Origin of the sequence: Enterococcus lemanii (genome assembly GCF_016909125.1) — a bacterium.
GTDB lineage: Bacteria > Bacillota > Bacilli > Lactobacillales > Enterococcaceae > Enterococcus_I > Enterococcus_I lemanii.
In genome coordinates this window covers 1-13,309 of the sequence record NZ_JAFBFD010000035.1, presented here as the reverse complement: position 1 = coordinate 13,309, position 13,309 = coordinate 1, and the positions used below count along the sequence as shown (strand labels likewise).

At 36.2% G+C, this 13,309-nt stretch carries 11 protein-coding genes and 1 pseudogene; 11 read left to right on the top strand and 1 reads right to left on the bottom strand.

The features are described 5' to 3' along the window. Positions 1 to 249: 249 nt before the first annotated feature. From JOD14_RS10070 to JOD14_RS10040, 7 genes and pseudogenes are all read left to right on the top strand, one after another. Positions 250 to 1,335: pseudogene (locus JOD14_RS10070) on the top strand (IS4 family transposase). Positions 1,336 to 1,585: 250 nt separating this feature from the next. Continuing rightward, entirely contained in the window at positions 1,586 to 2,563 is a 978-nt protein-coding gene (locus JOD14_RS10065) for a LacI family DNA-binding transcriptional regulator (protein WP_204654686.1), read from the top strand. Between the two features lie 159 nt (positions 2,564 to 2,722). Continuing rightward, positions 2,723 to 4,036, top strand: a complete 1,314-nt coding sequence (locus tag JOD14_RS10060; RefSeq protein ID WP_204654685.1) for an ABC transporter substrate-binding protein — start codon at positions 2,723 to 2,725, stop codon at positions 4,034 to 4,036. A 66-nt stretch (positions 4,037 to 4,102) separates the two neighbouring features. Then, positions 4,103 to 4,978 (top strand): carbohydrate ABC transporter permease, encoded by an 876-nt coding sequence (locus JOD14_RS10055; protein WP_204654684.1) that lies wholly within the window; start codon positions 4,103 to 4,105, stop codon positions 4,976 to 4,978. Between the two features lie 3 nt (positions 4,979 to 4,981). Further along, positions 4,982 to 5,830, top strand: a complete 849-nt coding sequence (locus JOD14_RS10050) for a carbohydrate ABC transporter permease (RefSeq protein WP_204654683.1) — start codon at positions 4,982 to 4,984, stop codon at positions 5,828 to 5,830. Positions 5,831 to 5,842: 12 nt separating this feature from the next. After that, on the top strand, positions 5,843 to 7,315 hold the full coding sequence (locus JOD14_RS10045; RefSeq protein WP_239576170.1) for a glycoside hydrolase family 32 protein: 1,473 nt from the start codon (positions 5,843 to 5,845) through the stop codon (positions 7,313 to 7,315). Positions 7,316 to 7,552: 237 nt separating this feature from the next. Next, a complete protein-coding gene (locus JOD14_RS10040; protein WP_204654682.1) occupies positions 7,553 to 8,986 on the top strand; it encodes a 6-phospho-beta-glucosidase in 1,434 nt (477 codons plus the stop codon). 89 nt (positions 8,987 to 9,075) lie between these two features. On the opposite strand, the gene JOD14_RS10035 is transcribed toward JOD14_RS10040, so the two are convergent. Further along, positions 9,076 to 9,660, bottom strand: a complete 585-nt coding sequence (locus JOD14_RS10035) for a rhodanese-like domain-containing protein (protein ID WP_204654681.1) — start codon at positions 9,658 to 9,660, stop codon at positions 9,076 to 9,078. 197 nt (positions 9,661 to 9,857) lie between these two features. On the opposite strand from JOD14_RS10035, the gene JOD14_RS10030 reads away from it, so the two are divergent. From JOD14_RS10030 to truA, 4 genes are all read left to right on the top strand, one after another. After that, positions 9,858 to 10,169, top strand: a complete 312-nt coding sequence (locus tag JOD14_RS10030) for an ArsR/SmtB family transcription factor (RefSeq protein WP_239576169.1) — start codon at positions 9,858 to 9,860, stop codon at positions 10,167 to 10,169. 77 nt (positions 10,170 to 10,246) lie between these two features. Next, complete coding sequence (gene arsB, locus JOD14_RS10025) at positions 10,247 to 11,299, top strand: ACR3 family arsenite efflux transporter (protein WP_204654679.1); 1,053 nt, start codon at positions 10,247 to 10,249, stop codon at positions 11,297 to 11,299. A gap of 100 nt (positions 11,300 to 11,399) precedes the next feature. Next, complete coding sequence (locus tag JOD14_RS10020; RefSeq protein WP_204654678.1) at positions 11,400 to 12,119, top strand: GntR family transcriptional regulator; 720 nt, start codon at positions 11,400 to 11,402, stop codon at positions 12,117 to 12,119. Between the two features lie 97 nt (positions 12,120 to 12,216). Continuing rightward, the gene (gene truA / locus JOD14_RS10015; protein ID WP_204654677.1) at positions 12,217 to 12,954 is read left to right on the top strand and encodes a tRNA pseudouridine(38-40) synthase TruA; all 738 of its coding nucleotides are present in this window, start codon (positions 12,217 to 12,219) and stop codon (positions 12,952 to 12,954) included. Positions 12,955 to 13,309 lie beyond the last annotated feature (355 nt).

The window sequence follows — 13,309 nt, the reverse complement described above, 5'->3', positions numbered from 1 at the left end:
TTGCAAGTATGCTCTATTCCCAAGAAGCGCCCACTTCAAGCGTCAAGAACCGACAGGTTTAGCTAAGTGGTGAGTAGTTCACATGTTTCTATGATACGCTACGTATAGATTATTGTCATATAATCTCACTAGTGGTACAAAGATCATTTCGCACTAAAAAACCTGATCAATCACTATCTAAACCAAAAAAAGTCCTTTATACTGAATCAAGGATGACTTATCCAAGACCAATAAAAAAAGGACCCACACATGGATAAGTATAACAAAAAAACAGCCTTTAAGAAATGGGTTTCTGCAATAGAATTTAACGAACTATCAAAAGAAGCCCAAATAACCATTAAAAATTTTGATTATTATCACAAGAAACTCAATTTTGAAACAACGCTCAAGATTCTCTTGCATGCAGTTTACGAAGAATTACCGAGTTATCGTGAAATTGGACGCGCGTTCATGGACAAACGATTGTGCCAATAAATGGGCATCGATTCCCTTTCTCATAGCTCTTTGTCTCGCAGGGGGACAGAAATTCAAACAGAGGTTTTGATGGAAATCTTTGGAAGGCTCGTACAAAAAGTTGCGCAACAACGGCCAAGTTCAAAAACCTCTAGCCTTCAATTGATTGATTCAACGACCATTCCCTTAAACAAAACATGGTTTCCTTGCGCGGAATTTCGTCAAACAAAAGCAGGAATTAAGTTGCATTTAAACCTCTGTTACTTGGATAAAGACAACCAATATCCCGAAAGTTTTACGATAACAAATGCGAAAGAGCAAGACCGAACGCAGCTTGAATATTTCGTGAACAAAGCGGAGGCAACGTATGTCGTTGATCGTGGTTACTTTGACTACAAGTTACTCGATCGTTTACATCATGATGGTTATTTCTTTGTCACAAGAACAAAGTCCAACACTCGAATCACTGTTTTAGACCAATTAAGCGTCGAACAACCAGAAACCATTGATGGGCAAATCATCAGTGACCAGCAAGTTACTCTCGGTGGTGGTGTGGGCTATGTGACCGAGCGTTTTCGACACGTCACCAATCGCTTTGATGTTTCAGCCAGCGAAGTCGCCGATATGTATCAAGCAAGATGGCAAATTGAGTTGTTTTTTAAGCATTTAAAACAAAATCTAACTATTAAACGACTTTATTCGCAAAGTGAACAAGGCGCGATTAATCAAGTGATTCTGACTTTGATCGCGACGTTGCTTACGTATTTAGTCAAGATTGAATTAAACACGACTGCCACCCTCTTTCAATTAAAAAGAGCCTTTCACTATCTAAAGTTTGAGTCTGTGAATCAGTGGCTCGATCAATTTCGTTCGAGTAGTTGATCAGTTAGATGTCGTTGTCACTTCTGTTTTAGTTGAATAATGGATAAAAATTTCTGGAAAAAGGTCATCCTCTGCGCCAGCACTTGTTTTTTTAAAATTTTTGAGGAGTTATCATTTTCAGATAATTCTGTTAATTATAAAATGTTTTCTGTGCACCACTAGTGATATAATCTATACAATGAACAAGCGCATAAAGGACAATCTGCTTTTAGCTGCATGAAGCTTTTGCGTAATGAAGGGAATAAGAAAGATGAAAGTAACAATGAAAGATGTCGCTAAATATGCGGGTGTCAGTTTAGGAAGTGTTTCAAAAGTCATTAATAAAATTCACGTAAAAGAGGCCACGCGTGAAAAAGTTTTAAAAGCCATTGAAGAATTAAATTATGAGATTGATGAAAATGCGCGTGCGTTAAAAACCAATCGTAGTCATACCGTGGCGCTTATCTTACCAAGTATATGGCATCCTTTCTTTTCGGAATTTGCGTATCATATTGAAGAATACTTGAGTAAAAATAAGTATAAGTTATTTCTTTGTAACTCTGATGGCGATGCAGAAAAAGAAAACGAATACATTCAAATGGTTCGCCAAAGTAAAGTTGATGGGATTATTGGGATTACTTATTCTGATATCGATCGCTATGTCTCCTCACAATTACCTTTTGTGACTATTGATCGCCACTTTTCTGAAGAAGTGACGTATGTGACGTCTGACAATTTTCACGGAGGCGAGATAGCAGCAGAGGAATTAGTAAAACGACAATGTAAAAAACTGGCTTTTGTTGGGGCTATTTCTGTTTATCCGACAGAAACGCAAAATCGGAAACATGGCTTTATTCATTATTGCGAAACCAATCAAATCGATTTTGTCAAATTTACGCCTTTAGAACCGATTGACTATTTATCAGGAGAATTAGAAGATTTTTTGCGAGAAAATACTGAAGTGGATGGGATTTTTGCAATTAATGATCTCGTTGCCTTGCAAACAATCCAAATTATGACGAAGTTAAATAAAAAAGTAGTCGAAGATTATCAGATTATTGGCTTTGATGGGATTCGTAAAAACAATGAATTTCCATACGAATTATCAACCATTGCTCAACCAATTGAAAAGATGGCAGAAGCTGCAGTTCAGACGTTACTTGCGCTAATTACCGGAAATAGTTTTGAACAAAGGACGATTTTACCAGTAACTTTCAAGCCAGGTAAAACAACCATTAATAATGAATGAGAGGGGGGATTTTTTGAGTCAAACCATTTTTTTTGAAATAAATCTAAAAAAAGGAGTTGACAGAAAACGCTACCAATGATATTATCTGTTTGTAAATGAAACGTTTCATATTTTTTTAAAACAAACTTGAAACGTTTCAAATGAAGAGGGGGAAAACAAATGAAGAGTAGAAAAAGTTGGAAATATGTGGCATTGGCAGTTACAGCACTTGCTTTAGGCGCTTGTGGTAAAGGCGACCAATCAGCAAAATCAGGCAACCCAGGAGATATTAAAGTATGGGTTCAATTTTCTGATGAGACCGCTGAAGGAAAAGCTTGGAAAGAAATTATTGATGGATTTAATAAAGAATACGAAGGCCAATATAAAGCTGTAACGGAATTCATTCCCCGAAGCGGAAGTGGTGGCGGATATGAAGATAAAGTGAACGCAGCTGTTACAACGAATACTTTGCCAGATGTAATCACTTTAGATGGTCCCAATACTGCAGCTTATGCTAAATCACAAGTAATCGCTCCTTTAGATGAATATTTAGACGATGCAGATATGGATGACGTGTTGGATAGTATTAAACAACAAGGAACTTACGATGGGAAATTTTATGCTTTTGGTTATTCAGAATCAAATGTAGGGGTTTATTATAATAAAAAGATGTTTGCGGAAGCGGGAATTGCCGACAATGAATTACCAACGCTTGAAAACCCTTGGACATGGAGTGAATTTGAAGAAATTAGTAAAAAACTAAAAGATAAATTTGCAACACCAGCAATTGACTTACAACTTGCTTCTCATGATGAGATGGCGACCTACGCTTATACACCATTCATTTGGTCAAATGGCGGTGAAGTTGTAAATGAAGATGGATCAGAAGCAGAAGGGTATTTTAATTCAGACAAAACAGTTGAAAGTTTAGAATTTATTCAAAATTTAGTTAAAGAAGGCATTACAACGATTACCCCAATTGAAAAAGGATTTGAAACAGGGAAATACCCAATGTTATTAAGTGGGTCTTGGACAATGGCCGATTTAGACGAAAACTATCAAGAGATTGAATATGGTATTTTACCTTACCCAGTATCAGATACGACGCAAAAACTTGTTTCACCAACCGGCAGTTGGCAGCTAGCGATGACGACAAAAACGACCGAAAAAGAAGCAGCGGCAGCCTTAGTTAAGTATGCAACGAGCACAGAATCAAGTCGTATCATGAGTTTAGGAAATAGTGTTTTACCAATTCGTAACTCAACGATTGAGATTTTAAAAGAAGAAGTATCCGAAGGGATGCGGATCTTAATGGAACAAAACCAAGTATCAGGACGTGCACGCCCAGTATTAGTGGCTTATCCACAGTTCTCACGTGCCTTCCAACAAGCAATCCAAGATATTAGTTATTTTAAAGAAAACCCAGATGTCCAAAAAGTTGCAGACGCAAGAGCAAAAGAAATGCAACAAGCGATTGAGAATTCAAAAAGATAACAGCTAGCTTTTCAAGTGGGTTCGAGTTTTACTTGAACCCATTTGTTTAAAAAAAGGGGGATACAAATGGATAAGAAAGCAACACTAAAAGATAACTTAATTGGGTATGGTTTTTTAAGTCCAGCCATCATTTTATTAACTGTTTTTTTATTAATACCTGTTGGCATGGTTTTTTACTACGCCTTTACAGATTATTACTTACTAACACCTCATTTGCGTCAGTTTATCGGTTTGCAAAACTTCAAAAAGTTAATTGAGGATCCTATTTTTTTAAAAAGCATCTGGAATACAATGAAATTTGTAATTTGGATTATTCCAACTCAATTAGGGGCAGCTTTAGGTTTGGCATTGATTATAAACAAACAAAGAAAAGGCAATATATTTTTTAAAGTTGCTTTTTTTGCACCAGTTGTTATGTCACTCGTTGTTATTTCGATTCTTTGGCTTTATTTATTGAATCCAAATGAAGGGTTGATTAATACCTTATTACTAAAAATAGGCATTTCAGCTCAACCATTTCTAACGAGTCCAAAACAAGCAATGTACACGATTGTTTTTGTTTCTGCTTGGCAAGGAGCAGGCTATCAAATGTTACTATTCTTAGGTGGGATGCAAAATATTCCACAAGATGTGTATGAAGCAGCAGAAATTGATGGCTTTAGTAAATTTCAACAATTTCGTTATATTACAATGCCATTATTGAAACCAACAACCATTTTTGTCGTACTAACAACCTTAATCTCTGCTTTTAAACTAATTGTTCAACCAATGGTAATGACGCAAGGAGGACCGATGAATTCGACAATGACCCTTGTTTATTACATTTATCAAACCGGTTTTACTGATCGAATGGTTGGTTATTCTAGTTCGATTGCTTTAGTATTTACGACAATGATTGGTTTAATCACAATTGCGCAACGAAAATTAGTTAAGGAGGATTAACAGATGAGACAAAAATTTGGGCCAGCAATGGTGCTTGAATATACCTTATTATTTTTATTAGCCGCCCTTTTTATATTTCCAATGTTATGGATGGTCGTTTCGTCAATGAAGCCCGAAGCGGACGTTTACAATAATTTAAGCTCGCTAAAAGCTTTTCTCCCAAGTTTGAACCCTGCAAATTGGTTTAAAACGTATCAAGAAGTTGTTAGTCGCTTTAGTATAGGGACTTACTTGATGAATAGTTTATTTTATAGCCTGACTTTCGCGGCAGGTTCCATTTTAATTAACTCTTTAGCAGGGTTTGCATTTGCTAAAATCAATTTTTCAGGAAAAAAAATAGTTTTTGGTATCATGCTAGCTCTTTTAATTATTCCAGTTGAAACGATTTTAATTCCTCAGTTTACGATTGTGAATACACTAGGTTTAGTCAATACAAGACTAGCTGTAATCTTACCAGCAATGGCGAGTGTTTTTAATATTTATCTTTTCAGAAATTTCTTTATCGCAATACCGGAAGAAATTATTGAGTCAGCCTATTTAGATGGTGCGACGATTATTAAAATATTTTTCAAAATTATGTTACCAATGTCAAAACCTGCGATTGCAACGGTGGGTGTACTATCTTTTATTAGTAGTTGGAATGACTATATTTGGCCGTTAATGGTTTTAACAGACAGTAGTAAATTTTCAATGCAAGTAGCGATTACGACCATCAATACGACACAACCAGTGTATATTAACCAAGTGATGGCTGTATTAACAATTTCAACAATTCCATTAATTATTATTTATATTGTGGCGCAAAAATATATCTTACAAGGACTTGGCGGTTCAGGTACTGGTATAAAATAGGAGGAGAAAGAATTGCACTTAACAGCAGTAAAAAAAGCAAATGAATTTATTAAAGAACATCTACAAGAAATAAATCCACTTTATCGTCATCATTTTCATCTGATGGGTGAAGTTGGTTGGATTAATGATCCGAATGGTTTTATATATTATCAAGGTGAATACCATCTTTTTTTCCAATACTATCCGTATGATAGTGTGTGGGGGCCAATGCACTGGGGTCATGCAAAATCAAAAGACCTTACGCATTGGGAAGCGCTTCCTGTCGCATTAGCACCTTCTGAAGAATACGATCGCGGGGGTTGTTTTTCTGGTAGCGCCATTGAAAAAGATGGCAAACTTTATTTAATGTACACGGGTCATGTTGAAGAAGGTGATTTCCGCCGAGAAGTGCAGTGTTTGGCAGTATCAACAGATGGCGTTACTTTTGAGAAATATGCTGGTAACCCAGTTATCTCTGAACCTCACATCGCCAATGTTGCAAAAATTGAAGAGTTTCGCGATCCTAAGGTATTTAAAAAAGAAGAGACGTATTATTGCGTTGTTGCAGCTGAAACTTTTGATAAGCGTGGCCAAATTTTATTGTTTAAATCAGCTGACTTATTTGACTGGTCATTTGTATCAGTTTTATTAGAAGGGACAAAAAAACAAGGCGTGATGTGGGAATGTCCAGATTTGTTCCATTTAGATGGGAAAGACGTGCTTATTATGTCACCAATAGAGTATGAGCGCGAAGAACATGCCTATTGGAATTTAAATTCAACCATCGCCTTTATTGGAGAAGTCAATTGGGAAACAGGGAAATTTGCAGTAGAGAACGCCCATGAAATTGATTATGGATTAGATTTTTATGCCCCTCAAACTTGTTTAGGTCCAAATGAAGAGCGGATCATGGTTGCATGGATGCAAATGTGGAAGCGAAAAATGCCGACCCACGAAAGAAACCATGGTTGGGCAGGCGCAATGACTTTACCGCGCGAGTTACATGTCGTTGATAATTGTTTAGTTCAAAGCATACCAGAAACGTTTCTTAAACAATTAGAATTACAAACGGTTGTAGAAAATCACTCTTTAGACAAAGAAGATTATCAAGCAAATTTAGTGAACACGCAACAATATTTAAAAATCCAGCTGACACTGCCTGAAGAAGGCGTCGTTCAGATAAATTATGCAAAGTCAGCAAAGGGGTATTTAGCGTTATACTACGATGCTAAAAAAGAACAATTGACGCTTAGTCGAGAACAAATGGGCGAGGCACTTCCTGGTGATGAGCTTGAAATTCTAACAAAACGAACCGTACCAGTTCAACTTAAACAAAATGAATTTACATTAGAGCTTATTCGAGACACGACCTCAATTGAGTTAATTACACAGGATGGTCAGACGATGACGATGACTTTTTACGAGGAAAAACCAGGGGAAGGCTCGTTATTTGAAATTACAGGAAACGCTATAATTAACAAAATAGAAGTTAGTGAGATTAAGTAAAAGCAGAATCATTTACTAAAAAAGAAACTTATAATAACCTATCAAATTGGCGCTCATGTATTTAATAAATCATGAGCGTTTTTTATTTTTTATCGCTTTTATTAAAGATCTCCTTACACATTTCAAGTAAAAGAGTGTATAATTAAATTAATCTAAGTAAACATTCGAATGATTGAAAGTGTGGCTATTCATTTCTTTGAGTGATGAAAGATAAAAATGGTTATAGGAGGTTATTGTATGGGATTTAGAGAAGATTTTTTATGGGGTGGTGCAACGGCTGCTAACCAATGTGAAGGTGGTTATCAAGCGGGAGGACGCGGATTAGCCAACGTTGATCTAGCCCCTTTAGGCAAAGACCGCAATGCTGTGATTACCGGGCAAAAGAAAATGTTTCAATTTGAAGAAGGTTATACATATCCTGCTCAAGTTGGGATTGACATGTATCATCGTTATAAAGAAGATATTGCTTTATTTGGTGAAATGGGCTTTAAAACGTATCGCTTATCAATTGCTTGGAGTCGTATCTTCCCTAAAGGGGACGAAAAAGAACCAAATGAAGAAGGACTATTATTTTATGAAAACTTATTTAAAGAATGTCATAAACATGGCATTGAACCTTTAGTAACGATTACGCACTTTGATTGCCCGATGCATTTAGTTGAAAAATATGGCGCTTGGCGTAGTCGTGAACTGGTTGGTTTTTATGAAAACCTTTGCCGTGTATTATTTACGCGTTATAAAGGCTTAGTCAAATATTGGTTAACATTTAATGAAATTAACATGATTTTACACGCACCGTTTATGGGCGCAGGTCTTTATTTTGAAGCAGGTGAAAACCAAGAACAAGTCAAATATCAAGCAGCGCACCATGAATTAGTAGCAAGTGCGATTGCGACAAAAATTGCGCATGAAGTAGACCCTAATAACCAAGTCGGTTGCATGTTAGCAGCAGGTAGTTATTATCCCTATTCTTGTAATCCAGAAGATGTGTTTAAAGCGCAACAAGCTGATCATGAAAATTATTTCTTCATTGACGTTCAATCAAGAGGCGAATACCCGGCTTATGCGCTGAAACGCTTAGAACGAGAAGGTATCCAAATTGAAATGGTGGACGGCGATTTAGAATTATTAAAGAATCATACGGTTGATTTTATTTCATTTTCTTACTATTCTTCACGAGTAAGTTCAGTAGACCCTGAATTACTGGCTAAGACATCTGGGAATATTTTTGCTTCAATTAAAAATCCTTATTTAAAAGCAAGTGAATGGGGTTGGCAAATTGATCCCCTAGGGTTACGAATTACGATGAATAACTTGTATGATCGTTATCAAAAACCATTGTTTATTGTAGAAAATGGATTAGGAGCAGTCGATATTCCCGATGAAAATGGCTACGTGGTGGATGATTATCGCATTGAATATTTAGCTGCACACATCCAAGCAATGAAAGATGCCGTAGAACTTGATGGTGTCGATTTGTTAGGTTATACCACTTGGGGTTGCATTGACCTTGTGAGTGCAGGAACAGGTGAGATGAAAAAACGTTATGGCTTCATTTATGTTGACCGTGACAATGATGGCAACGGTACTTTGAATCGTAGCAAGAAAAAGTCGTTTGATTGGTATAAAAAAGTAATTGCGACCAATGGCGAAGATTTAACGAACGAATAATCATAAAAAAACCGCCGTTAACTGGCGGCTTTTTTTGTTGCATAATTTAATCGATTTTAGTCAGAAAAATAAATTAACAAGCCATTGAATCACCGTTGTTGGCTTTTTTGAATAGCATTAGCACCGCCTTCGACAATCGCTGTTTGCCAACCTTTTTTAGTTAGAAAAGAAGCGGCAGTGGTAGCACTATTTCCTGAACCACATAATGTGTAAATTGTTTTATTAGGGGGAAGTTGAGTATAGGTATCAGCTAGATCTTTAATGGCCAATTTTACGAGATTTTTCTCAGGTGCTGGAATGGTCACAGTACTTTGGTCACGCACATCTAGTAAAATATAATCGTCTTCTGTCTGTTCTAAAAGAGCACTCGCTGTAATGGTTTTTGCTACTTTTAAAGACTCATTTGGGACTTCCGTAATAGGTAAATAACCTTCTAATTGTTGAAACCCTAGCTCTTTCACCAAAATTTCAAGCATTGGTAAGTTATTTATTTCGTCTTTGCTTAATACAAAGACGAGAGGTTTATCTATGGCAAGTAAAGTAGTTGCTAATTTTTTGAAGTTTTTAGGAGTTAAATTGACTGAGTACTCGATATGACCCGTTTGATAAGCATGTTGAGGACGAATATCGACCAATTGTTGCTCCGTAATTGTAAGATAATTAATTTTTTTCATAAAGTGCTCCTCTATTTAGAATTTATGAAGACAGTATACAACAATCTTAATTTGGAACTCAAATTATTCAACTTAAACTTGTTATTTATCATTTAATCAGGGGCGAAGCGATTTTGAAGCTTTAGACACACATTGACAATTTTCGATTTGAACGATAGAGTATACATATCAATAATTTTCGATGTGAGGTGAGTAATTTGGAAAACAGGTATGAAATCAAAATAAGAATTTTTAAAGCCTTAAGTGATGAAAGGCGTTTAAAAATTCTAGAAATACTTAAATCAGGGGAAGAGTGCGCTTGTTTATTAAGTGAACAACTTGAAATGGCACAATCTTCACTTTCTTATCACATGAAAATTTTATGTGATTCCGGTTTGGTTAAGAGCCGTCAAGAAGGAAAATGGACGCATTATAGGTTGAGCAAAAGTGGAAGTGAAACAGCAGTTACGCTTTTAAAAGAAATGACCACACCGAATGCGGTAAGTATGGGGAGTCGTTGCTGTGATTAAACGGCCGATGGATTTTCGCTGGAAGTGTTGAGTATTAGTAATACTGGCATTGTAAACTTTTTTTGGAGGGAAAATAGATGAGTGGTAAAGGGAAAGGAAAGATTGGTTTTTTTGAGAAGTATTTAACCATCTGGGTTGCGTTATGCATGATTATAGGGATTTTTATAGGAAAATGGCTTCCGAGTATTCCAACTTTTTTGAATAAATTTGAGTACGCCAAAGTTTCTATCCCAATTGCATTACTAATTTGGTTGATGGTTTATCCAATGATGTTGAAAGTTGATTTTCAAAGTATTAAAAATGTTAAAAAAAATCCCAAAGGTTTGTTCGTGACTTGGGTGACGAACTGGCTAATCAAACCGTTTACGATGTTTGGGATTGCTTGGTTCTTCTTCTTTGTAGTATTCAAAGGTTTGATTCCAATTGAATTAGCGAAAGGTTATTTAGCAGGGGCAATATTATTGGGAGCGGCACCTTGTACAGCAATGGTTTTTGTATGGAGTCATTTAACAAAAGGTGACGCGTCTTATACGGTTGTTCAAGTTGCGACGAATGATTTAATTATTTTAGTTGCTTTTACCCCAATCGTGGCTTTTTTATTAGGAGTCAGTGGGGTTAGTATTCCTTGGGATACTTTGATTTTATCAGTTGTTTTATTTGTACTTATCCCTTTAATTGCTGGTATTTTAACGCGGCATTTAATCACTAAAAGACGAGGAGTCACTTATTTTGAAAAAGAATTTATTCCGAAATTTAATCAAGTAACCATTTTTGGACTCTTGTTGACTTTAGTTATCATTTTTTCATTTCAAGGAGAAATGATTTTAGCGAATCCCCTACATATTGTCTTAATTTCGATTCCTTTGGTTATCCAAACTTTTTTGATTTTCTTTATTGCTTATTTTTCAAGCCGCTACTTTAAACTACCGTATAATATCGCCGCTCCTGCCGGTATGATTGGTGCGTCCAACTTTTTTGAGTTAGCCGTTGCTGTTGCAATCGCTCTGTTTGGCACACAAAGTCCAGCTGCATTAGCTACAACGGTGGGCGTTTTGACGGAAGTTCCAGTTATGCTAATGCTTGTTGCGATTGCGAATAAAACAAAACACTGGTTTCCTGATGAAGGGTAAGAGGTAATTTTTAGCCAGAGTGACAGTTCGTTGCTTTTATACAAAAATCTAGAAGTAAGTGGTATAATACAAGGACGATTAAGCAAGGAGAAGCAACGAAATGAACGCAAAAGAACTAGAAGAAAAACTAATCGCTGATATTTATTCAGGTATTTTTGAATCCGCAATGGGGAAGTTGCCAAGTGAGCCAGAGTTAATCAAGCAATATGGGGTCACTCGTTATGCGTTAAGAAATGCGTTAGCGAGTCTAGTAGCTCAAGGGCTCGTTTACCAAGCACAAGGCAAAGGCACTTTTATTCGTCAACGTCAGCAAAATCAGTATGTGACACTGAACGATACGACGGGACTAACCAATGCAGCACGTCACAAAGGGAAAAAATTAACGACTATTTCAGCGAAGTTATCTGTTGTGACTGGTAAAGAGGCGCATTTTTATCCAACTGATACAAAGATTGATCCAGAAGAAGAACTTTATTTTGTTGAACGTTTGCGTTATTTAGAAGATCAACCATTTGTTATGGAATATTCTTATTATCGAAAAAAACAAGTCCCTTATTTAGATCAAGAAATCATTGAAGGCTCGATTTATAGCTATTTAAAAGAAAATGTAGGATTGAATCTAGGGTTCTCAGATAAATTTATTTATTGCGATGAATGCATGCAAGATAGCGTTGCCGAAGTCTTACAGTTAACAAAAGGGATGCCGGTTTTAATTTTAGAAGATGAAGCTTATTTAGCAAAAGGGGACTTATTCAATTTTTCAAAGCTTTACTATCACTATAAACAATCAAAATTCTTTTTATTATCAAAAGTAGAATAGTCATTTCGACGTCATTAGAATCAAGCGAGTGTGAGAATCAGTGTGCTATAATAAGGGAAGAAAAAATGAGGGAAATTTGTATCCAAAAGGAGTATTTATGCGTAATATTAAATTAACAATTACTTATGACGGGCGCCGTTATCTTGGATGGCAACGTCTAGGCGATTCTGAAAAAACGATTCAAGGGAAAATTGAAAGTGTTTTAAGTCAAATGACGGGCGAAAAAATTGAAATTATTGGTTCGGGCCGAACAGATACCGGTACACACGCCAAAGGTCAAGTCGCCAACTTCAAGACAAACACGGTGCTATCTAGACTTGAAATACGTGACTTTTTGAACCGATATTTACCACGAGATATTGTCATTACAAAAGTCGAAGAAGTACCCGAGCGCTTCCATGCTCGTTATAACGCAACTGGAAAGAAATATAGTTACTACGTTTGGAATGGCGAAGTACCAACCGTTTTTGAACGACACCGCAGCTTTGATTACCGACACTCGCTCGATTTAGAAAAAATGAACCAAGCTTGTCAAAAATTAACCGGCAAACATGATTTTATTGGTTTTTCAGCATTGAAAAAATCCAAAAAATCAACGGTACGTACAATTGAAGAGATTTCGGTTGAACGAGTAGGAGACATGCTACATTTTACTTTTGTTGGGGATGGTTTTTTACATAAAATGGTTCGAATTTTAACCGGTACGCTATTAGAAATAGGAACAGGCGCGATGCCAATTGAAAAAATTGAGGAAATTTTTGAACAAAAAATACGTGCAAGTGCAGGCGAAACATTACCGGCACATGGTTTATTTTTAGATGAAGTTTATTATTAAGAAAAGATTTAGAAGAGCGACCACTAACCGGTTCGTTCTTCTTTTTTTTATTTTGACGAGGAACACGACTGGCTTTTTGATAGGATAGAAAGAAAGCAAGACTAGATGCAAAAGAAAGGGATAGAAAATGAAAAAACAATGACTTATACTTTTATGAAACGCAAAACGAGGTATGACAGACGGAATTTTTAAAAATCGTGGAAGAGCGTTAAAAAGAACAGAGCCAAAGCGCCGTTAAAATGCTACAATAAGAACAAATGAGAGTAATCTAGGAAACTAAACCCGATTTTCTTAAGAATTAAGGGAATTCTAGATGAAACCAACGAACTTCTCGATCAATGGCTTCTTTTTTCGT